14 protein-coding genes and 1 pseudogene are annotated in these 21,242 nt (G+C 70.9%); 3 read left to right on the top strand and 12 right to left on the bottom strand.

What is annotated here, in order from left to right:
- Positions 1 to 3: 3 nt before the first annotated feature.
- Positions 4 to 1,549 (top strand): annotated as a pseudogene (gene mmsA, locus ACI3EY_RS05425) (multiple monosaccharide ABC transporter ATP-binding protein).
- On the top strand, positions 1,546 to 2,718 hold the full coding sequence (gene mmsB / locus ACI3EY_RS05420; RefSeq protein ID WP_405037856.1) for a multiple monosaccharide ABC transporter permease: 1,173 nt from the start codon (positions 1,546 to 1,548) through the stop codon (positions 2,716 to 2,718). The pseudogene mmsA and the gene mmsB overlap by 4 nt, the downstream one beginning before the upstream one ends.
- Before the next feature lie 6 nt (positions 2,719 to 2,724).
- Here mmsB and ACI3EY_RS05415 read toward each other — a convergent pair whose 3' ends face one another.
- The 4 genes from ACI3EY_RS05415 to ACI3EY_RS05400 form a co-directional block, all read right to left on the bottom strand.
- A complete protein-coding gene (locus ACI3EY_RS05415; protein WP_405039669.1) occupies positions 2,725 to 3,546 on the bottom strand; it encodes a L,D-transpeptidase family protein in 822 nt (273 codons plus the stop codon).
- 92 nt (positions 3,547 to 3,638) lie between these two features.
- Positions 3,639 to 4,337 carry a maleylpyruvate isomerase family mycothiol-dependent enzyme gene (locus ACI3EY_RS05410; protein ID WP_405039668.1) on the bottom strand — a complete coding sequence of 233 codons (699 nt, stop codon included), beginning with the start codon at positions 4,335 to 4,337 and terminating at the stop codon, positions 3,639 to 3,641.
- Positions 4,334 to 7,633 carry a DEAD/DEAH box helicase gene (locus ACI3EY_RS05405; RefSeq protein ID WP_405039667.1) on the bottom strand — a complete coding sequence of 1,100 codons (3,300 nt, stop codon included), beginning with the start codon at positions 7,631 to 7,633 and terminating at the stop codon, positions 4,334 to 4,336. The genes ACI3EY_RS05410 and ACI3EY_RS05405 overlap by 4 nt, the downstream gene beginning before the upstream one ends.
- Before the next feature lie 78 nt (positions 7,634 to 7,711).
- On the bottom strand, positions 7,712 to 8,533 hold the full coding sequence (locus tag ACI3EY_RS05400) for an alpha/beta fold hydrolase (RefSeq protein WP_405039666.1): 822 nt from the start codon (positions 8,531 to 8,533) through the stop codon (positions 7,712 to 7,714).
- Positions 8,534 to 8,701: 168 nt separating this feature from the next.
- Here ACI3EY_RS05400 and ACI3EY_RS05395 point away from each other — a divergent pair, with 168 nt between their 5' ends.
- Positions 8,702 to 10,192, top strand: a complete 1,491-nt coding sequence (locus ACI3EY_RS05395; RefSeq protein ID WP_405039665.1) for a DEAD/DEAH box helicase — start codon at positions 8,702 to 8,704, stop codon at positions 10,190 to 10,192.
- A gap of 27 nt (positions 10,193 to 10,219) precedes the next feature.
- Here the strand turns inward: ACI3EY_RS05395 and ACI3EY_RS05390 are convergent, their stop codons facing one another.
- From ACI3EY_RS05390 to icmF, 8 genes are all read right to left on the bottom strand, one after another.
- Positions 10,220 to 11,335 (bottom strand): ArsR/SmtB family transcription factor, encoded by a 1,116-nt coding sequence (locus tag ACI3EY_RS05390; RefSeq protein ID WP_405039664.1) that lies wholly within the window; start codon positions 11,333 to 11,335, stop codon positions 10,220 to 10,222.
- A gap of 37 nt (positions 11,336 to 11,372) precedes the next feature.
- Complete coding sequence (locus ACI3EY_RS05385) at positions 11,373 to 12,734, bottom strand: alpha/beta hydrolase domain-containing protein (RefSeq protein WP_405039663.1); 1,362 nt, start codon at positions 12,732 to 12,734, stop codon at positions 11,373 to 11,375.
- On the bottom strand, positions 12,731 to 13,546 hold the full coding sequence (locus ACI3EY_RS05380) for an ATP-binding cassette domain-containing protein (protein ID WP_405039662.1): 816 nt from the start codon (positions 13,544 to 13,546) through the stop codon (positions 12,731 to 12,733). The genes ACI3EY_RS05385 and ACI3EY_RS05380 overlap by 4 nt, the downstream gene beginning before the upstream one ends.
- Entirely contained in the window at positions 13,543 to 14,418 is an 876-nt protein-coding gene (locus tag ACI3EY_RS05375; RefSeq protein WP_405039661.1) for an ABC transporter ATP-binding protein, read from the bottom strand. Before ACI3EY_RS05375 ends, ACI3EY_RS05380 begins: the two co-directional genes overlap by 4 nt.
- 3 nt (positions 14,419 to 14,421) lie before the next feature.
- Complete coding sequence (locus tag ACI3EY_RS05370) at positions 14,422 to 15,378, bottom strand: ABC transporter permease (RefSeq protein WP_405039660.1); 957 nt, start codon at positions 15,376 to 15,378, stop codon at positions 14,422 to 14,424.
- Complete coding sequence (locus ACI3EY_RS05365; RefSeq protein WP_405039659.1) at positions 15,375 to 16,214, bottom strand: ABC transporter permease; 840 nt, start codon at positions 16,212 to 16,214, stop codon at positions 15,375 to 15,377. The genes ACI3EY_RS05370 and ACI3EY_RS05365 overlap by 4 nt, the downstream gene beginning before the upstream one ends.
- 1 nt (position 16,215) lies before the next feature.
- Positions 16,216 to 17,784 (bottom strand): ABC transporter substrate-binding protein, encoded by a 1,569-nt coding sequence (locus tag ACI3EY_RS05360; RefSeq protein ID WP_405039658.1) that lies wholly within the window; start codon positions 17,782 to 17,784, stop codon positions 16,216 to 16,218.
- Positions 17,785 to 17,927: 143 nt separating this feature from the next.
- Positions 17,928 to 21,212 (bottom strand): fused isobutyryl-CoA mutase/GTPase IcmF, encoded by a 3,285-nt coding sequence (gene icmF / locus ACI3EY_RS05355; RefSeq protein WP_405039657.1) that lies wholly within the window; start codon positions 21,210 to 21,212, stop codon positions 17,928 to 17,930.
- Between the last annotated feature and the right edge of the window lie 30 nt (positions 21,213 to 21,242).

Here is a 21,242-nt window from a genome sequence, read left to right as displayed (position 1 = left end):
CCGATGAGCGAGACCATCCTGGAGATGCGTGGGATCACCAAGACGTTCCCCGGCGTGAAGGCGCTGGAGGACGTGAACCTGGAGGTCCGGCGCGGCGAGATCCACGCCATCTGCGGCGAGAACGGCGCCGGCAAGTCGACCCTGATGAAGGTGCTCTCCGGCGTCTACCCGTACGGCGACTACGAGGGAAGCATCCTGCTGGACGGTCAGGAGGTGCGCTTCGGCTCGATCAACGACAGCGAGGCCACCGGCGTCGTCATCATCCACCAGGAGCTGGCCCTGGTCCCGCACCTGTCGATCGCCGAGAACATGTACCTCGGCAACGAGCGTCGCGGCCGGGGCGGTCTGATCGACTGGCACCGCACCAACCGGGACGCGGCCGCGCTGATGCAGCGGGTCGGCCTGAACGAGCTGCCGGTGACCAAGATCGGCCACATCGGCGTCGGCAAGCAGCAGCTGGTGGAGATCGCCAAGGCGCTGTCCAAGGACGTCCGGCTGCTCATCCTGGACGAGCCCACGGCGGCCCTGAACGACAACGACTCCGAGCACCTGCTGGGGCTGCTGCGGCAGCTGCGGGAGCAGGGCGTCACCTGCATCATGATCTCGCACAAGCTGGGCGAGATCGCGGACATCGCCGACCGGACGACGATCATCCGGGACGGCCGGACCATCGAGACCCTGGACATGGGCGCCCCGGACGCCAGCCAGGACCGGATCATCCGCGGGATGGTCGGGCGGGACATGGAGCACCGCTACCCGGAGCGGGAGCCGGACCTGGGCGAGGAGATGCTCCGCGTGGAGGGCTGGAACGTCTTCCACCCGACCCAGGCGGACCGGCAGGTGGTCCACGACGCGAGCTTCTCGGTGCGGGCCGGTGAGGTGGTCGGGATCGCCGGGCTGATGGGCGCCGGGCGGACCGAGCTGGCGATGAGCATCTTCGGGCGCAGCTACGGCCGACGCATCTCCGGGCGGGTCTTCAAGCAGGGCCGCGAGATCAGCGTCGCCACGGTCTCGCAGGCCATCGCCCACGGGATCGCCTACGCGACGGAGGACCGCAAGGCCTACGGGCTGAACCTCATCGACGACGTGCGGCACAACACCTCCGCCGCCGGGCTGGGCAAGCTGGCGCACTACGGCTGGGTGAACGGGCTGGAGGAGCTGAAGGTCGCCCAGGACTACCGCCGGGACCTCAACACCCGCACCCCGAGCGTGCTCAACAGCGTCGGCAAGCTCTCCGGCGGCAACCAGCAGAAGGTGGTGCTCGCCAAGTGGCTCTACACCGACCCGGACGTGCTGATCCTGGACGAGCCCACGCGTGGCATCGACGTCGGCGCCAAGTACGAGATCTACCTGATCATCAACCGGATGGTGGCCGCGGGCAAGGCGGTCGTCGTCATCTCCTCCGAGCTCCCCGAGCTGCTCTGGGTCAGCTACCGAGATCTACACCCTGGCCTTCGGCCGCATCACCGGTGAGGTGTCCGTCGCCGACGCGACCCAGGAACGCCTCATGTCCCTCATGACCATGGAGAAGGAAGGTGCCCCCGCATGACCGGGACCCTGAACATCAAGGACCTGATCACCAGCAACATCCGGCAGAGCGGCATCCTGCTGGCCCTGGTGGTCATCGTGGCGTTCTTCTCGGTCCTGCACCCGAGCTTCCTGACGCCGGGGAACCTGACCAACATCGTCCTGCAGTACTCCTACATCCTCATCCTGGCGATCGGGATGATCATCGTCATCATCGGCGGCCACATCGACCTGTCGGTGGGCTCGCTGGTGGCCCTGACCGGGGCGACCGCGGCGGTCATCTCCATCAGGGGAGGTATGCCCTGGTGGGTCGGGGTGCTCGCGGCCCTGGCGGTCGGCGTCCTGGCCGGGTGCTGGCAGGGATTCTGGGTGGCCTACGTGGGGATCCCGGCGTTCATCGTGACCCTGGCCGGGATGCTCATCTTCCGTGGGCTGACCTTCCAGGTGCTGGGGAACACGTCGCTCTCTCCCTTCGGCGGCCCCTACTACCAGATCGCCAACGGCTTCCAGAACGGGTTGCTGGGAGGGTACGGCGTCGACGTCTTCACGCTGGTGATCTTCGCCGTCGCCGTGGTCGGGTATGCCGTCAACGAGTGGCGCCAGCGCCGGGCCGCCATCGCCTACGAGCAGGAGGTCGGCGCGCTGCCGCTGTGGATCCTCAAGGTCCTCGTGGTGAGCGCGGTGGTGATGTGGTTCGGCTACCAGCTGGCCCAGAGCCGTGGCCTGCCGAACGTGCTCATCCTGCTCGCCGTACTGATCCTGATCTACGCGCTGGTCACCCAGAAGACCGTCTTCGGACGCAACGTCTACGCGATCGGCGGCAACCTGACCGCCGCCCGGCTCTCCGGGGTGAAGGTGAAGAAGGTCAACTTCCTCATCTTCGTCAACATGGGCCTGCTCGCCGGCATCGCCGGCGTCGTCTACTCCTCGCGGATGAACGGTGCCCAGCCGGGGGCTGGCAACATGTTCGAGCTGGACGCCATCGCCGCCTGCTTCATCGGCGGCGCCGCGGTGACCGGCGGCGTCGGCCGGGTGACCGGGGCGATGATCGGCGGGCTGATCATGGCGGTGATGTCCAACGGCATGCAGCTGATGGGGCTCGACCAGTCGATCCAGCAGCTGGTCAAGGGCATGGTGCTGCTGCTCGCGGTCGCCTTCGACGTCTACAACAAGCGTCGTGCCGGCAACTGAGGTGGCTCAGACCACGACGACCCGGTCACCCATCCGGAGCAGGCCCTGCGCCCAGATCATCTCCATCGCATCGGTCGAGACGCGGGCGCACCCGTGCGAGGCCGGCACCGGCGGGATCGACCCGGAGCCGTGGATGGCGTAGTTGCCGGAGTAAAACATCGGCCGGTACATCTCGCCGAGCTCACCGTCCCGCCACCCGTCGCTGTGGGTGAACCAGACCGCGAAGTCCCCGGTCGGGGTGCGTGCGATGTACTCCTCGCCCTCGTACTCGTAGGGCTCGCCGTTACCGGTCGAGGTGTTCAGGACCATGGTGGTGGCACCGCCGCGCACCACGAGTAACAGCTGGCTGCCCACGTGCACCTCCATGTGGTCGCCGCCGTGCACCGGCGCGGGCCGGTAGCCGGTGGCCAAAGCCTCCCGGGTCCGCGGTCCGACGATCCCGTCGCGGGAGAGCCCGTGCGCCTTCTGCACGGCCCACACCGCCTGCTGGGTGAGGTGGCCGAAGCCGCCGTCGGGCGCGCCGCACCAGTAGCCGGCGGCGTTCAGCTCCTCCTGCAGCGACCAGACCTCCTCGCCTCCGCTGCCGCGCTGCAGGTCCGCAGGAGGGGTCGGCTCGACGGGTTCCGGCTCGGGCTCGGGCTCGGGCTCGGGCTCGGGCTCGGGCTCGGGTTCGGGTTCTGGCTCGGCGAAGCGGTCGTAGCTGTCGTCCAGCCCACCGATCATGGCGCTGGTCACCAGACCCACGCCGCCCTGCACCATGGCTCGCCGTGGCACGTCGTGGTGCGGCAGCCAGGGCGGCAGCGTGATGCGGCTCAGTCGCAGTCGCATGGGACTCCCCTTCGTCATCGTCCGACCACCCATAGACGCATGGACCGGCCACGACGTTGCCCGACACACCCGTCCGTTGCGAAATCGTGACGTCAGGGGCGGCGCACCCGGTCCCGCAGCAGGTCCAGCCCCGGACCGGACAGGTCGTCCAGCGCCGTGCCGCGTCCCGAGACGACCAGCAGCAGGGACAGGGCCGGACCGGTGACGACCGGTCCGTCGTCGTCCCCGGTCGGCTGCCCCGCGCCGGCCGCGTCCGGCGCACGGTCGTCCGGCCGCAGGGTGAGCCCGGCGACGCGCTCCCGGCCCCCGCCGAGGCCCACCCGGGTCCGGGCCTGGTAGCGCAGCGAGCGGTCCACCGCCTCCGGTGCGTAACGGTGCGCATACCCGAGCGGGCGGCGGATGTCCTCCCCGTGCAGCACCTCCTCGACGAGCCGGCTGTCCAGCGGTGCGGGCGGCCCCGAGGTGCGGCCGGCCACCTCGCGCAGTCGGGCCACGGTCCGCGCGGGGTCGGCGCCGCGCTCCCGGTCCACCCCCTGCTGGTTCTGCCGGTCGAAGTCGAAGCGGGCCCGGGCCATCGCCGCGAGCAGCCGCGGCGTGGTGGTCCGCGCGTTGTCGACCAGGTGCGCGGCCACGTCGTGGACGCTCCATCCCGGGCAGAGGGAGGGCTGCTCCCAGTGCTCGGGGTCGAATCCCTCGAGGAGCTCGACCAGGGCACGCCGCTCGTCGTGCACCAGGGCCCACGTCGATGCCCTCGCCGTTGCCCTTGCCCGCTGCGCCGCTGCTGCTCTCATGGGTCCAGCAGATCACGGATGTCGTCCGCGGTGACGGTGCCGGACCGGAACTCGCCCGCGTCGACGACGCTGGTGAACAGCTCCCGCTTGCGCTGCTGCAGGGCCACCACCTTCTCCTCGATGGTCCCGGTGGAGACCATCCGGTAGACGTGCACGGTCCGTTCCTGGCCGATCCGGTGCGTGCGGTCGACGGCCTGGGCCTCCGCCGCGGGGTTCCACCACGGGTCGAGCACGAAGACGTAGTCGGCCTCGGTGAGGGTGAGCCCGACCCCACCGGCCTTGAGGCTGATCAGGAACACCGGCTGGTCGCCCTCCCGGAAGCCGGCCACCACGGCCGCCCGGTGCCGGGTGCTGCCGTCCAGGTAGGCGTGCTCGAGACCGGCCTCCCGCAGCGCACCGCGGACCAGCGCCAGGTAGCTGGTGAAGCTGGAGAAGACCAGCGCCCGGTGCCCCTCGGCCGCGATCTCGGTGAGCTGCTCGACCAGGGCGGTGATCTTCGCCGAGGTGGCGACCCCGGCGTGCGCCTCGTCGAGCAGGGAGGGGTCCAGGGCCAGCTGGCGCATCGCGGTCAGCGCCCGGAAGATCTGCACCCGGTTGCGGTCCATGTCGGCCAGCAGCCCGAGGATCCGTTGCCGCTCCCGCTGCAGGTGCTGGTCGTAGAGACGGCGGTGGGCCGGGTGCAGGTCCACCTGCAGCGTCTGCTCGATCTTGTCGGGCAGCTCGGCCGCGACCTCGCTCTTGGTCCGGCGCAGCAGGAAGGGACGGACCCGGGCCCGCAGCCGGGCCAGCTCGTCGGTCGCGCCGCCGCTCTCGATGGGCACCCGGTAGCGCTGGGTGAAGACCTCCGGACGGGGGAACAGACCGGGTGCCGCCAGCGAGGTCATCGACCACAGGTCCATGAGGGTGTTCTCCAGCGGGGTGCCGGTGATGGCGAAGGTGCGTCGTGCCCCGAGGTCGCGCAGCGCGCGGTAGGTGGCCGAGCGGTGGTTCTTGGCGAACTGCGCCTCGTCCAGGACCGCCGCGCTCCACGGCAACCCCTGGTACTGCTCCGCCTCCAGCCGCAGCAGGGTGTACGTGGTCAGCACCAGGTCCGCTCCCCCGACCGCCTCCGCCAGGTCGGTGCCCCGGCGCCGTCGGGTGGCGCCGATGGTCACCGTGCGCAGGTGCGGCGCGAAGCGTGCCGCCTCCTGTGCCCAGGCCCCGACCACACTGGTCGGGGCCACCACCAGCACCGGCCCGTCACCGAGCTCGGCGCGGTGCTCGGCCCGCACCACCATCGCCAGCGCCTGCAGCGTCTTGCCCAGCCCCATGTCGTCGGCCAGGATGCCGCCCAGGCCCGCGTCCCACAGCCGGGCCAGCCACCGGTACCCCTCGAGCTGGTAGGGGCGCAGGGTCGCGTCCAGCCCGGGCGGGGGCAGCACCAGCCCCCGGTCCCCGTCGCCGAGGGCCACCAGGGCGGCCACCTGCTCGTGCCAACGGCCCTGCTGCTCCTGCACCAGACCGGTCTGCACCAGCTCCTCCCACAGGCCGGCCTGGTAGACGCTGACCCGCACCGTGTCCTGCTCCGTCCGGTCCCGGGGGTCGACCAGCTCGCGGGCCTCCTCGATCAGCCGGCGCAGCCCGTGCAGCTCGGGACGGTCCAGCCGCAGCCAGGTGCCGGACTCCAGGAGCAGCACCTCCTGGTCCAGCGACAGCGCCGCGAAGAGCTCCTCGAAGGGCACCTCCTGCCCGTCCACGGTGACCCGCACGTGCAGGTCGAACCAGTCCCCCGCGCCCGCCTCGGTGCTGCTCAGGTGCACCACCGGAGCCTCGGCCGCCTCGGCGTAGGTGGCGAGGCCCCCGTCCCCGTGCACCACCACCTCGAGGTCCTCCTCCTGCTCCAGCCGGGGCAGCACCTCGGTGGCGAACCGCGCGGTGGCGGCGCCGACCAGCGTCATTCGGCCCCGCAGGGCTGGCTCCCGGCCCGCGGTCAGCGCGGGGACGGCCTCCAGCAGCGGCAGCACCGCGCCCGCCGCCCGTCGTTCGGCGGCCGGGTCGCGCCACGGCTCCTCCGTCCCCGGCTCCCCCACCGCCACGGTGGCCTGCGCGGGCTCCGGGGTGATCCCGGGGACGGTGTAGACGAAGCTCCACCTCAGGTGCAGCACGTGCCCGGCCTCCGGTGTCAGCTCCAGGCGCAGCCGGGGTGGGCAGGTGCGGGGCGTCGGGACGCTGCCGTCGCTGGAGGTCAGCTCGACCTGGTGGGCCAGCGCCGGGTAGTAACGCTCGAGGAAGGTGCCGACGTCCTCCGCCGGGATCTGCACGTCCTGTCCGGACTCGAGCACCGGCAGGACCGCGGCCGGCAGCACCCCGGCCACCGGCCACAGGCTGAGCACCCCGTCCTCGTCCACCCAGCCCAGGCCGTGCGCCGGCCGGCCGATGAGGAACAGCTCCCGGCGCGAGGACGGTGCCTCCTCGACCTGGACACCGGGCCCCAGGCGCAGGCCTCCCTGCTGCGTGCGCACCAGGTCGATGCCCAGGTGCGCCGCGCCCCGGCCCAGTTCCACCCCGGTGACCCCGGGCCCGGGCACCAGCGCGATGCCCTCCCGGTCGAGCTGGCGGAGCACCGGCCAGGCCACCGCGCCGATCTCCCCGAGGGGCAGCTCGTGCGAGGTGGCGAAGTAGCCGAACCCGGAGCTGCGGCCCAGCGCCGCCAGCTGCGCCAGCAGCGCCCGTTGGCGGGGCTCGACGGCGACCCGGGACCACCTGTTCGTCAGGTCGTTCCAGCCGACGCCCTGGCGCACCCACGGCTTGCTCCGGCCGGGCCGGACCGGGCACAGGGTGACCCGCTGCCGCTCCTCGTGACCGCCCCGGCCGGCGCTCAGCGACACCTGCACGGCGACCCGGTGCGTCGGGCCGCCCTCGGCCGGCGGGGGCTGCTGCACCAGCGGGTCCAGCCTCGAGGCCCAGTCGGCACCGGGGGCCGGCACCGGCGCCGACCCGCGCAGCCGCGACCGGGCGGTGAGCACCACTGCGACGGTGTGCTTGCAGTCCTGGCCCACCGGGCAGCTGCACTCCCCGCTCCAGCGGGGGCCGGTGCGCTCCAGCAGCCGCACCACGCTCTGGTATGCCCGTCCGCCGCTGCCGGCGACCGTCCCCACCAGCACCGAGCCGTCCGGCCCGGTCACCAGGGTGCGGACGTGACCGGCGTCGGCATACCCCTGGGCGCGGGCCAGCACCAGCTCGCCGAGCCGGGACACCACCTGGGTGTCCTCGACGTCCAGCACCCAGTCGGCGGCGGAGATGTCGGGCGCGGGCATGGCACGAGACTAGGCGCGAGCACCGACGACCCCCGCTGCTCGTCCACAGCCCTGCCGCGCACGCGACATCTCCCCCGCTCACCCGGTGCGGGAGAGCACCGCCTGCGCGACCTCTTCAGGGCGCCGCTCGGGGAGCCAGTGCCCTCCGTCCAGCTCGACGAAGCGGTAGTCGCCGCGGACGTGACGGCTCGTGCGTTCGGCGGCGGCACGACCCAGGAACGGGTCCTTCGAGCCCCAGGCGAAGGTGGTCGGCACCGCGACCGTGCCCACCGCCGGGGTGCCGCGCACCCGGGCGCCGCGGTACCAGTTGACCGGCCCCCGCAGCGCCTGCCGGGTGCCGAGCCGGCGGGCGTACCGCTGCGCGTCCGGCGCCGGGAGCCCGGTCCGCACCAGGGCGCCCCGGTCCATCATCCGGGCCAGCACCAGCTCGGGCAGGAGGGGCACCTGGAAGGCCCCGACGTACCAGCTGCGTCGGGCCTGACCGGCGTGCCGGACGGCCCAGCGCAGTGCCGCCGGGTGCGGCGTGGACAGCACCGTCACCGCGCTGACCCGCTCCGGGTGCCAGGCGGCCAGGGCCCACGCCACGAAGCCGCCCCAGTCGTGGCCCACGACGTGCGCCCGCTCCAGGCCGGCCGCCTCGAGCAGCGCCAGGACGTCGCCCACCAGCCACGGCAGGGCGTAGGCCCGGGCCCGGACCGGCCGGGCACCGAGGCTGTACCCCCGCTGGTGCGGGGCCAGGGTGCGCACCCCGCGCTCGTGCAGCAGGCCGGCGACACCGTCCCAGGCGCTCGCGTCCTGGGGGAACCCGTGCAGCAGCACCACGGGTGGCCCGTCCTGCGGCCCCGCGTCCTGCACGTCGAAGGTCAGCCCGTCGTGGTGGTACTGCTGCAGGTGTCCCATGCGACCCATGATGTCGGGTCCGGACGTTCCTCGGGTAGACTCGTGGGTAGCGTCCTGCACCGTCTCACCTCGGGATGCCTGATCACGCAGCCTCGGGCTGCCTAGGTCGCGCCGCCCCCACGGGCCAGCGCGCCGGGTGGGACACCGCACACGTCTCGAAAGATCACCGTGACCTCTTCCTTCGCCGACCTCGGCGTGCCCTCCTCCCTCTGCGCCATCCTGGCGGACCGCGGCATCACCGTGCCGACCCCGATCCAGGCCGCCACCCTCCCCGACTCCTTCGCCGGCCGGGACGTCCTCGGCCGTGGCCGCACCGGCTCCGGCAAGACGTACGCCTTCCTGCTGCCGATGGTCGCCGCCCTGCAGGCCGACCGCGCCGCGTCGCAGCGTCGGGGCCGCGCCCCCCGGGCCCTCATCCTGGCCCCCACCCGTGAGCTGGCCGGGCAGATCGCCGCGTCGCTGGAGCCGCTGGCCGCCGCGGCGGGGCTCAAGCACCTCACCGTCTTCGGCGGTGTCGGCCAGAACCCGCAGGTGCGGGCGCTGCAGGCCGGCATCGACGTCCTGGTCGCCTGCCCCGGGCGCCTGGAGGACCTGATCGGCCAGGGCTTCGCCGACCTCTCGCAGGTGCGGGTGACCATCCTCGACGAGGCCGACCACATGGCCGACCTCGGCTTCCTGCCGGTGGTCAAGCGGCTGCTGGACCGCACCCCCCGGGACGGCCAGAAGATGCTCTTCTCGGCCACCCTGGACGCCGGCGTCGACGTCATCGCCAAGCGCTACCTGTCCAACCCGGTCACCCACCACGCCGACTCCGCGCAGTCGCCGGTCTCGGCGATGTCGCACCACGTGCTGCACATCAGCACCGCCGACCGGCTGGCCGTGCTCACCGACCTGGGCGCCGCCCCCGGCCGGACGGTCATGTTCACCCGGACCAAGCACGGCGCCAAGAAGCTCGCGAAGCAGCTCAACGGTGCCGGTGTCCCGGCTGTCGAGCTGCACGGCAACCTGGCCCAGAACGCCCGGACCCGGAACATGGAGGCCTTCCACTCGGGCCGCGCCAGCACCCTGGTCGCGACCGACATCGCGGCCCGTGGCATCCACGTGGACGACGTCGCCCTGGTGGTGCACGCCGACCCGCCGGTCGAGCACAAGGCCTACCTGCACCGCTCCGGCCGGACCGCGCGGGCCGGCGCCGCGGGCACCGTGGTGACCCTGATGAGCGACGACCAGGTACGCGACGTGCGCTCCCTCACCCGGGCGGCCGGCATCAAGCCGACCACCACCAAGGCGCACGCCACCCACCCGATCCTGACCGAGCTGGCCCCCGGCGAGCGCAGCTTCGTCCCCGGCGGTCTGGCCCCGTCCGAGCCGCAGACCCAGCAGCCCCGTCAGGGCGGCGGCGGTGGCGGTCGTGGCCGCTCCGGCGGCAACGGCGGTTCCACCGGCGGCGGTCGCGGGCGCAACGGTGGCGGCGCCTCCGGCGGTGGCCGTGGACGCAACGGTGGCGGCGCCTCCGGCGGCGGCGGTCGCGGCGGACGCACCGGTGGTGGCGCCTCCGGTGGCGGCGGGGGTCGTGGCCGTCAGGGCGCCGGCTCCGGAGCGCGCTCCGGCGGCTCGGTGGTGGCGTACTCGAGCTCCTCGGGCTCCGGGCGCCGCTGACCTGCCGCAGCGACAGGTCGGGACCGGCTAGCGCACGATGCCGGCGACCAGGTCGTACCCCATCGAGTAGACGGCCCGCAGGACCAGTCTGTTGCGGACCAGCCGGCCGTCGCGCTCGGACTCCAGAAGTCCGACCTCCCGTAGCCGTCGCAGGTGCCGGGACACCTGAGGGGTGCTCATGTGGGTTCGCCTGGCCAACTCGGTCGTGGTGCAGTCCTCGTTGACCAGGTGCCGCAGGATGTCGAGCCGAGACGCGTCCGCCATCACCGCCAGACGGCGCTGGATCGACTCCACCGACTCGTTGGTGGTCACCCCCATCTCGGCCGCAGGGAACTGGATGACCACCGGCAGGTCACGTAGACCGCCCGAGCCGCCGGCGTACTCGCTGTCGTACTTCACCACGATGTGCGGTGAGGTGTAGAGCGAGGGCACCAGCACGTAGCATCGGTGCTCGGCCCGCACGAAGGCGTTCTGCAGCTTGTCGAACGCGACGTGGTGGGTGGACGGGAAGTACCGGACACCAGGGTGCAGCGCCGTCATCACCACGGGCAGCGACTGGCGAGCCAGCATCGCGCGGACGTCGGCCTGCGCCCCCAGCAACTTGGACGAGGCCTGCTGCCACATCCGGGCGAAGAAGAGGTCGTCGCAGGTACCCAGGGTGGCCACCAGACGTCGTTGCAGCGCGCCGGGGTCCCGGACCAGTTCCATCGCCAAGGATCCGCGCGCCTCGGAGCGTTCCCCGCACCGATCGACGAAAGCCGTCCGCGCACGGGCACTGCCGAGCAGGTCGCCGAAGCCCTCGGACCGGGTCCCGTGGATCACCTCTGCCGAGACCGCCAGGAACGCCTCGGGCTCCAAGGCTTGCAGTGCCCCCAGTTCCTCGATCAGCTCACCGTTCGACCGGTGCGACAGTGGCATCAGGTGTCGAGCGCGGAAGCGCGCCCATAAGGGCGACAGGTCTCGCAGCTCGCGCGCCAGGTCCGTGGGCACGGACCTCGTCACCTGGTCGATCTCGCGCCGACGATCCAGGTGGTGCTCCGGTTCGGCCAGCAGGTGCAGCACCGCCATCAACTCGGAAAGTGGCGACAGTCGCACCGAGACATCGCGGGGAGCAACCCCGGCCAGGTCAAGGACGATGGGCATCTTCAGACCCTAGTGGTGCTCGGCCCTCGTTCCGGGTTCACCACGTGAAGGACTCCGCCTGCAGGCGCAGCTCCTCGGCATCCTCGGACCGGTACAACTTCTCGGCCTGCAATCGGGCCAGGCTCCGGGCCACCTGTCGCCGATAGTTCTCCGGAGAGCCGTACAGCTCTTCGAGCTGCCCAGCGGCGAACGGCTGCTCACTGCCGTGGTACCAAGAGGGACGACCCATCGGCGTGGCGGCCACCAGGCGCGAGACCGGCACGTCGGTGGCCGGGTGGCGCAGACCCCCGAGGGCGTTGCCGTGCAGATCCCTGCTGATCACGTCCGTGGAGCCCTCGGTCTCCAGGTACCGGCTTGGCGGCGGTACCAGGACCTGCCGCGACCACCCCGCCAGCAGTTCTAGGACGGCGGCATACACGTGCGAGTTGGGGAAGCTGCTCCAGCGTGCCCCCTCCGGCAGCGGACAGTCGGCCAGGCGGGCCTCGTCGCGCGCCGACATGTACCGGGTCTCCCGATGTGCCATCCCGGCCACCTCGTAGAGCCGGAAGGTGTCACTGTCGGGACGGCGGTGGCTCAGCCCGCGGACCTGTCCGGACACCCCGCAGGACCAGCGCACCGACTGGAACTCGGCCTCCCCGAGCAGCTCGATGACCGGCACGTCGATGTCGGGCAGCGCTGCACCGCCCGAGGCAGCAGGCAGGTACCCGTCGAAGGCCGGGGTGCCGCCGGCGCTTTGCCGCTGGTGGTGCTCCTCGATGAACTTGCGGACCACGCCCCCGGTCTGGGAGATACCGGCCAGGAAGATGCGCCGTGCCGTCCAGCCCGACAACCCGGGTAGCCCTGCACGCAGGGCCCGACTTACCTGGGCGATGATCTCGAACGACTGAGGGGTGGCCTCCCACCACCGCTGCTTGAAGCTGTCGTACTCCCGGGCCAGGTCCTCCGGCGCCGGGTCAGGGGTATAGGGGATGGTGGCCGCGAAGTCAGAGGCCAGCGGGCCCTCGGTGAACGTCATCGACCGGTAGCGGTCCGGGTCCGCCCCGGCGATGAGGTCCATCGCGCTGGGGGCCTGGGAGTCGATCTCGACCCAGGTGTACCCGTGCCGCATCAGATGCCGGTTCAGTGCCCGCCAGACCGAGGTGCCGCCCCAGATATGGGACACCTCGGCGACCACCAGGCCGTTGGCCCGCTGCACCTGCGCCGGGCGGCGCACGAGGATGCGGGTGCGGTAGGGGGCGCCCGCCGCTTCACCGGAGACGAAGTACTCCTCCTGGACGTAGTCGTAGGTCGGCGTCCGCTCGGTGCCGTAGGGCTCCAGGACCACGGCCCGGGAGTGCGGTCCGTCGGTCATCGGTCCTTCGACGTTCGCCGAGGCAAGAGCGTAGGGCGTGCTGGTCATGCGCTGTCCTGTCCGAGGGTGGGAGTGGCGGCGAGCAGGGTTGCTGTGTAGTCGTGCTCCGGGGCGGCGAACAGCTCATCGGCACAGCGGTGCTCGACGACCTCACCGCGGTAGAGCACGGCTACGTCGTCGCTGATGAACTCCACGACAGCCATGTCGTGGCTGATGAAGACCATGGCGAGCTCGCGCTCGACCTGAATGTCCTTCAGCAGGTTCAGCACCCGCGCCTGCACCGAGACGTCGAGTGCCGAGACGGGCTCATCGGCGACGATGAGGGAAGGCTCCAGGGCTAGCGCGCGGGCGATCGAGATCCGTTGTCGCTGCCCTCCCGAGAACTCGTGCGGCAACCGGTCCATCCACGACCTGGCAAGCTCCACCTCGTCAGCGAGCGCGTGCGCCCGCCGCTCCCGCTCGGCGCGGTCGTGCAGGCCCTGCACGCGTAGGGGCTCCACCAACAGCTCCCGCAAGCTCATCCTGGGGTTCAGCGAGTTGGACGAGTCCTGGAAGATCATCTGCATGGTCCGGCGGTGCCGGCGCAGGTCGGCCGTGGAGAGTGAGGACAGGTCCAGCCCACCCACCTCGACAGTTCCGGAGGTGGGACGGATCAGGCCGATGGCCATCCGCCCCAGCGTCGACTTGCCGGAGCCGGACTCCCCCACCAGTCCGAGCACCTGACCGGTGGGAACACTCAGGTCGACGCCGACCACCGCGTGGTGGACCGAGCGCCGCAGCACCGACCCGAACCGGAAGTCTTTGCTGACCCCCTCCATCACCAGCACCGGCTCCTGCCCGGGCCCCTCGTCGGCGCTCATGCCTGAACCTCCGATCGCGGTCCGGCCCCGGATGTGTCGAACCGGGAGGTGTCGATCACCGGAAGCCTGTGCACCTTGCGCCCCAGGCGCGGCGCCGCCTCGAGCAGACCGCGGGTGTAGGCGTGCTGCGGCTCGGTGATGAGCTTCACGGTGGGACCCTGCTCCATCTCGAGGCCGTCGAGCATGACGACCACGTGATCGGCATACCGCGCGACGAGGCCGAGGTCGTGGCTGATCAGCAGCACCGCCAGGTCGAGCTCGTCACGAAGACGCATCAGCAGGTCGAGGATCTGCTTCTGCACCGTGGTGTCCAGGGCCGTGGTCGGCTCGTCGGCGATCAGCAGCGAGGGGGCGCAGGAGATCGCCATCGCGATCATCACCCGTTGCCTCATCCCGCCGGACAGCTCGTGCACATAGGAGCGCAGCACTCCCCGCTCAGGAGGTATGCCGACCTGGTCCAGCAGCTCTTCGCACCGGGTGCGGGCGGCCCCCTTGGACAGGCCCAGGTGGTGGCGCAGCGGTCTGGTCATCTGCTCACCGATGCTCAGCATCGGGTGCAGGGCGCTCATCGGCTCCTGGAAGATGAACCCCAGCTCGGGGCCGGACATCGCCCGTCGCCGGCGCTCGCTCAGGGTCAGAAGGTCGGTGCCCCGGTAGCGGACGGAGCCCGATGCGGTGGCCACCTCGGGCAGGATGCCCATGATGGCAGAAGCCGTCATCGACTTGCCCGACCCGCTCTCCCCGACGATCCCCGTCGTCGATCCGGCATCGAGAGAGAAGGACAGGTCCCGCACAACCTTGACCGGGCCGGCCGGTCCGTCGATCGCGACGTCGAGCCCGCGCACGTCGAGCAGGTGCTCCTGGGTGGTCACGGCTCAGGCCTCCTTGCTGTCGAAACGGATGCGGGGGTCGAGGATCGCGTACAGCAGGTCCACGACGAGGTTGACCACCACGAAGACGATCGCGATGAAAAAGATGCAACCTTCGATCAGGGGGTAGTCGCGGCGCTGCACCGCGGTGAGCAGCAGCTGCCCTATCCCGGGGATCGAGAAGATCGACTCGGTGACCACGGCTCCACCGAGCAACCCGCCGGTGGCGACCCCGATCATGGTGACCACGGGAACCATCGCCGACCGGAAGATGTAGCGCTGGGTGATGGTCCGCTCCGGCAATCCCTGGGCACGGGCCGTGGTGACGTAGGGCTGGTGGCGTGCGTCCAGCACACCGTTGCGGGAGTACCGGAACAACGTGGCGGCCTCCAGGATGCCGAGCGATATCGCCGGCAGCGCCATGAAGCGCAGGTACTGCACCGGATCCTCGAAGATGCTGACGAAGCCGGCGACCGGGAGCACCTGCAGGATCACGCCGAAGACGAAGATCATCAGGATCGCCAACCAGAAAGTGGGCATCGCGATGCCGACCGCCGACCCGATGACCATCGTCTTGTCGAGACCGCGGCGGCGGGTCGTGCCGGAGATCGCACCCAGCAGCGGGCCGACCATCACGGCGACCACGAGGGCGAAGACCGCCAGCTGGGCGGTGACGGCGGCCCGGGAGAGGACCAGCTCGGCGACCGGGGTGCCGAGGAAGATCGAGGTGCCGAAGTCGAACCTGACCAGGTCCCAGAGCCAGGCCCCGAACTGCACGATCATCGGGTCGTTGAGGCCCAGATCCTCGCGCAGTGCCTCGATCTCGGCGATAGATGCCTCCTCCCCCAGGACCGCTGCTGCGGGGTCACCAGGGGTCAACCGGAGCAGGACGAAGAGCAGGACCATCGGCACCGCGATGGTCGGGAGCAGCGCCAACAGGCGCTTGCCGATGTAGTCGATCATGAGGCCCTCCGGGTCCGTGCGCGAGGATCGAGGACGTCGCGGAAGCCATCACCCAGCAGCACCAGGCCGAGCACGGTCAGCAGGATGGCGACCCCGGGGAACACCCCGATCCACCACGCGACGGCGATGTACTGCTGTGCCGCCGACAGGCTTCCGCCCCAGCTCGGCACGTCGGCTGGCAAGCCGACCCCGAGGAAGGACAGCGCGGCGATCGACAGCACGGTGATCGAGAAGGCCATGGTGGCCTGCACGATCGCGACCGAGACCGCCTCGGGGGCCATGTAGCGGGTGACGATCCAGCTGTCCCGCGCGCCCATCGCCCGGGCCGACTCGACCATCGGCATCCCCTTGGCCGCCAGGGCTGCGCTGCGCACCACCCGGGCGATGGCCGGCACCAGCACCACGGTCAGGCCGAAGATGACGGGACCGATGCCGGCGCCCAGCACTCCCACCAGGCTCATCACCAGGATGATGTTCGGGAACGACATCATCCCGTCGATCACGCGCATCATCACAGCGTCCACGAGCCGGAAGTAGCTGCAGAGGATGCCGATGGCGTACCCCGTGGCGACGGCGATCAGGGTGCAGACCCCCGCTATCCCCAGCGTGGTGCGGGCCCCGAAGAGCAGCACCGTCCAGAGGTCGCGCCCGGTCTCGTCGGTGCCGAGCCAGTGCTGCCCCGAGGGGGGAAGCAGTCGGTTGGCCGGGTCGACACGGTACGGGTCCCCGCCGAGCACGGGTGCCATGACGGCGAGGGCCACCATGATCAGGAGCAGCCCCGCCCCGGTCATCGCCGACGGATCACGCAGCAGCTGCCGCAGTCGTCCGAGCGCCATCTCAGTCGGTGACCCAGACGTTGTAGAACCCGCGCACGGTGCCCTGGCTGGGCTCGAAACCACCCACCGAGGTGCTGGTGATCGCCATCCGGGGCTCGTCACCGAGCTTGATGAACGGCAGCTCCTCCCACAGCATCGCCTGCATCTCGTCCCACGCGGGCTTGCGCTCCTCGGTGGTCGCACCGGCGGTGATGCGCTCCATCAGCTCGGTCTTCTCCTCGGTCACCCACCAGCCTGGGAACTCGTCGCCGAGGAAGACCACGGTCAGCGGGTCAGAGTAGCTGGTGCCGCCGGCCAGGAAGATGTCCCAGACCTCAGGGTCGGTCCGGGTGGCGGTGAAGGTCGCCGCGTCTACGCCCTGCAGGTCGACCTCGAAACCGACCGCCTCAAGCTGCTGGCGCAACACCGGCCCGTAGCTGTCCTGATCCGGCCGGTAGAGAATCCGGACCGGGGTGCCGTCGTAACCCGCCTCCTCGAGCAGCTGCTCGGCCACGACGGGGTCACGCGACTCGTAGACCTCCTGGCCCTCCTGCGAGTACCAGTCCGAGCCCTCGGGGAAGAAGCTCGAGCTGTCCGTGAAGTACTCCAGGTCGCCCAGGTTCTGGGTGGCGATCTCCTCGGTGTCGACCGCGTGCAGCACCGCCTCCCGCATGGTCAGGTCGGTGAAGAGACCGTCCCTGTGGTTGAACTGGATGAGGCTGAAGCCCCCGCTCTCCTGGACCTGCGGGACCAGGGCCGGGTCAGCCTCGTACACCGCCAGCTGGTCCAGACTGACGAACTGGGGGGCGATGTGGACCGCGTCGGTGCGCACCTGGTTGAGAGCATTCGAGGCGTTGAAGGGGATGAAGCGGATCGTGTCCGCGTAGGCGGTCTTGGCGCCGGCGGAGCCATCCGGGTCCTCGGTACGGGAGACGTAGTCGTCGAACCGGCCGATCACAGCCTCCTGGTCGACGGTGAAGGACTCGAAGGTGTAGGGGCCGGTGCAGACCAGGTCGTCGAGGGATTCCTCCTCACCCACTCCCTCGAGGAACGCTGCCGGCATGATGTAGGCCGGTGTGTCAGGGGTGGCGAGCAGGGCCGGGATGGCGCCCGTGGGCTGGGACACGGTGATCGACACCTCCAGCTCACCCTCCTCGGAGATCTCGTCGACCAGTTGGTCGAAGAGGTCACCCGACTCGCTGGCGCGGTACCGCTCCAGGGAGGCGACGACGTCCGCCGCGGCGAGCGTGCTGCCGTCGTGGAAGAGCACACCCTCGCGCAGCGACAGGTCGTAGCGCAGGGCGTCCTCGTCGTAGGACCAGGCCTCGACCAGGCCGTCGTGCACCGAGGACTCGGAGTCGTTGGCGAACAGTCCCTCACAGACCGAGGCCGCCACCATCCAGTTGCTCCGCGAGGTGGAGGCTGCCGGGTCCAGCACCGAGGGCAGGGAGGCGACCACGAGCTCGCCACCTTCGACCGGCTCGTCGCCGGTGCTCGCCGCCCCGTCACCTCCACCGTTGTTGCAGGCGCTGAGCACGAGCGCGGTCGCGGCGCACACCGCGATGGCGCCTGTCCTGGGGAATGTCTGCACGGTTCGCCTTCCGTCGTCGCTGGCTCCGGACCCTGCGATCCGGTGACAGTGACGATAGGTGCAGGCAGACCGCGCCCCCGCCAACTGTTGTCGGGAGCGCGGTAATGTTCAGCCCTGCCGAGAGGGCTACCCCAGCGAGGTCCTCAGACGTTGCGGCGGTACTGCCCGCCGACCTCGAAGAAGGCCTCCGTGATCTGGCCGAGCGAGCACACCCGGGCCGCCCGCATCAGCTCGTCGAAGACGTTGTCGCCGGACATCGCTGCGCTGCGCAGCGCCGCCAGGGCCTGCTCGGCGTCCGCCTCGTGCCGGCGCTGGAAGTCGGCGACCCGCTCCAGCTGCGACTGCTTCTCCTGCTCGGTGGCACGGGCCAGCTCGACCTGCACCTCCTCGCGCTCCGAAGGGGGCCGGCGGAAGGTGTTGACGCCGACGATCGGCAGCGTCCCGTCGTGCTTGCGGTGCTCGTAGAGCAGCGACTCGTCCTGGATCCTGCCGCGCTGGTAGCCGGTCTCCATCGCGCCCAGCACCCCGCCGCGCTCGCTGATCCGGTCGAACTCGGCGAGCACCGCCTCCTCGACCAGGTCGGTGAGCTGGTCGATGATGAACGAGCCCTGGTTCGGGTTCTCGTTCATCGACAGGCCCCACTCCTTGCTGATGATCAGCTGGATCGCCAGCGCCCGGCGCACCGACTCCCCCGAGGGCGTGGTGACGGCCTCGTCGTAGGCATTGGTGTGCAGGCTGTTGGCGTTGTCGTAGATCGCGATCAGCGCCTGCAGGGTGGTGCGGATGTCGTTGAAGTCCATCTCCTGCGCGTGCAGCGATCGCCCGGAGGTCTGCACGTGGTACTTCAGCTTCTGGCTGCGCTCGTTGGCCCCGTACTTCTCCTTCATCGCCACCGCCCAGATGCGACGGGCGACCCGGCCGATGACCGAGTACTCGGCGTCCATCCCGTTGGAGAAGAAGAAGGACAGGTTCGGGGCGAAGGCGTTGATGTCCATCCCCCTGGCCAGGTACGACTCGACGTAGGTGAAGCCGTTGGCCAGGGTGAAGGCGAGCTGGCTGATGGGGTTCGCCCCGGCCTCGGCGATGTGGTAGCCGGAGATCGAGACCGAGTAGAAGTTGCGCACCCCCTGGTCGATGAACCACTGCTGGATGTCGCCCATCATCCGCAGCGAGAACTCGGTGGTGAACAGGCAGGTGTTCTGCCCCTGGTCCTCCTTGAGGATGTCCGCCTGGACGGTGCCGCGGACGTTCGCCAGGGCATACTGCCGCAGCTCCTCCGCCTCGGCGCCGGTGGGCTCGCGCCCCTCCCGCTCGCGGAAGGCGTCCAGCTGCTGGTCGATGGCGGTGTTGAGGAAGAAGGCCAGCACGGTCGGCGCCGGACCGTTGATCGTCATCGACACCGAGGTGGTGGGGTCGATGAGGTCGAAGCCGTCGTACAACGCCTTCATGTCGTCCAGGGTGGCGATGGACACCCCGGAGGTGCCGACCTTGCCGTAGATGTCGGGCCGTTCGGCCGGGTCGTGCCCGTACAGCGTCACCGAGTCGAAGGCGGTGGACAGCCGGGTGGCGGGCTGCCCCTCGGAGAGCAGCTTGAAGCGCAGGTTGGTGCGGAACGGGTCCCCCTCGCCGGCGAACATCCGGGCCGGGTCCTCGTTGTCCCGCTTGAAGGCGAAGACGCCGGCCGTGTACGGGAAGGAGCCGGGCAGGTTCTCCCGCCGCCAGAAGCGGACCAGGGCGCCCACCTCGTCGTAGGTGGGCAGCGCCACCCGGGGGATCCGGTTCCCGCTCAGGGTCTCCTTGGTCAGCGTGGTGTGGATCTCCTTGTCCCGCACCTTCACGACCTGCTCGTCCCCGGAGTATGCCTCGACCCGGGCCGGCCAGCCCTCGACCATCTCCTGGACCGGGGTGGGGACGTCCCGGCGGGCCTGCTCGAGCAGCTCGTCCAGCGCCGGTGACCCCTCCCCGGCGCCGGTGGCCAGCTCGTCCGCCGTCAGCGCCAACCGCTCCACCCGGCGGGTGGCGCGGACGTAGCGCTCGGTGTCCTCGTGGTACTCGCGCAGCGTGTCCGCGATCTCGGCCAGGTAGCGGACCCGCTTGGGAGGCACCACCTGGCGGATCATCGAGGAGTGGCGCACGTCCACCACCGGCAGCAGCCCCTCCTGCACAGGCAACCCGTGCTCGACCAGGGCGCCGCGCAGGTACTGGTAGAGGGCGGTCACCCCGTCGTCGTTGAAGGTGGCCGCGGAGGTGCCGAAGACGGGCATGTCCTCGGGGCGCTGACCGAAGGCCTCCCGGTTGCGCACCAGCTGGCGCCCCACGTCCCGCATCGCGTCCATCGCCCCGCGCCGTTCGAACTTGTTGATCGCGACCACGTCGGCGAAGTCGAGCATGTCGATCTTCTCCAGCTGGCTGGCGGCGCCGAACTCCGGCGTCATCACGTAGAGCGAGGTGTCCACGTAGGGCACGATGCCGGCGTCGCCCTGGCCGATCCCCGGGGTCTCCACGATGATCAGGTCGAAGCCGGCCGCCTTGAGGATGTCGATCGCGGTCGGCAGCGCCTCCGGCACCTCCTTGTCGCCGCGGGTCGCCATCGAGCGGAAGTACGCCTGGCGCCCGCCGATCGAGTTCATCCGGATCCGGTCACCCAGCAGCGCGCCGCCGCCGCGGCGCCGGGTCGGGTCGATCGCGACCACCGCGACACGCAGCCGGTCCCCCTGGTCCAGCCGGAAGCGGCGCACCACCTCGTCGGTCAGCGAGCTCTTGCCGGAGCCGCCGGTGCCGGTGATCCCCAGCACCGGGATGCCGTGCCCGGAGGCCGGCTCGCGGGCCGCGGCGGCATACCGCTCCCGGTCCTCCTGCGGCAGCGAGCCGAGCTCGGCGCCGGTGATCGCCCGGGCCACCGCGGTGCGCTCCCCCGCGAGCACCTGGTCCACCTGGGCGGGACCGACCTGCCACATGTCCCGGTCGCACTCGGTGATGACCTGGTTGATCATCCCCGGCAGCCCGAGCCGCTGCCCGTCCTCCGGGGAGAAGATCGTGACCCCGGCCTGCCGGAGGCGCTCGATCTCCTCGGCGACGATCACCCCGCCGCCGCCGCCCACGACGGTGACGTGCCCGGCGCCCGCCTCCCGCAGCTGCTCGGTGAGGTACTCGAAGTACTCCACGTGCCCGCCCTGGTAGGAGGACACCGCGACTCCGCTGGCGTCCTCGTCGAGCACCGCGTCGACGACCTCGGCCACCGACCGGTTGTGCCCGAGGTGGACCACCTCGGCGCCCTGGCTCTGCATGATCCGCCGCATGATGTTGATCGAGGCGTCGTGGCCGTCGAAGAGGCTGGCCGCGGTGACGATGCGCACCGGGTGCTCCGGGGTGCGCAGCGGCGGACGCTCCGTGCTGGCTGAGGTGGCTGCCGTCGGGTCGTTCTTCACGTGCGTCTCCTCGTCGAGTGACTGTGCACC

The sequence above is a fragment of the Serinicoccus shuyuelongi genome, assembly GCF_045032955.1.
Lineage (GTDB): Bacteria > Actinomycetota > Actinomycetes > Actinomycetales > Dermatophilaceae > Ornithinicoccus.
This window is presented reverse-complemented; position numbering and strand designations above follow the sequence as displayed.

Bases quoted from the DNA above. Each gene is read 5' to 3' on its own strand.
- mmsB (WP_405037856.1), top strand. From the start codon at position 1,546: ATGACCGGGACCCTGAACATCAAGGACCTGATCACCAGCAACATCCGG.
- ACI3EY_RS05415 (WP_405039669.1), bottom strand. From the start codon at position 3,546: ATGCGACTGCGACTGAGCCGCATCACGCTGCCGCCCTGGCTGCCGCAC.
- ACI3EY_RS05410 (WP_405039668.1), bottom strand. From the start codon at position 4,337: ATGAGAGCAGCAGCGGCGCAGCGGGCAAGGGCAACGGCGAGGGCATCG.
- ACI3EY_RS05405 (WP_405039667.1), bottom strand. From the start codon at position 7,633: ATGCCCGCGCCCGACATCTCCGCCGCCGACTGGGTGCTGGACGTCGAG.
- ACI3EY_RS05400 (WP_405039666.1), bottom strand. From the start codon at position 8,533: ATGGGACACCTGCAGCAGTACCACCACGACGGGCTGACCTTCGACGTG.
- ACI3EY_RS05390 (WP_405039664.1), bottom strand. From the start codon at position 11,335: ATGCCCATCGTCCTTGACCTGGCCGGGGTTGCTCCCCGCGATGTCTCG.
- ACI3EY_RS05385 (WP_405039663.1), bottom strand. From the start codon at position 12,734: ATGACCAGCACGCCCTACGCTCTTGCCTCGGCGAACGTCGAAGGACCG.
- ACI3EY_RS05380 (WP_405039662.1), bottom strand. From the start codon at position 13,546: ATGAGCGCCGACGAGGGGCCCGGGCAGGAGCCGGTGCTGGTGATGGAG.
- ACI3EY_RS05370 (WP_405039660.1), bottom strand. From the start codon at position 15,378: ATGATCGACTACATCGGCAAGCGCCTGTTGGCGCTGCTCCCGACCATC.
- ACI3EY_RS05365 (WP_405039659.1), bottom strand. From the start codon at position 16,214: ATGGCGCTCGGACGACTGCGGCAGCTGCTGCGTGATCCGTCGGCGATG.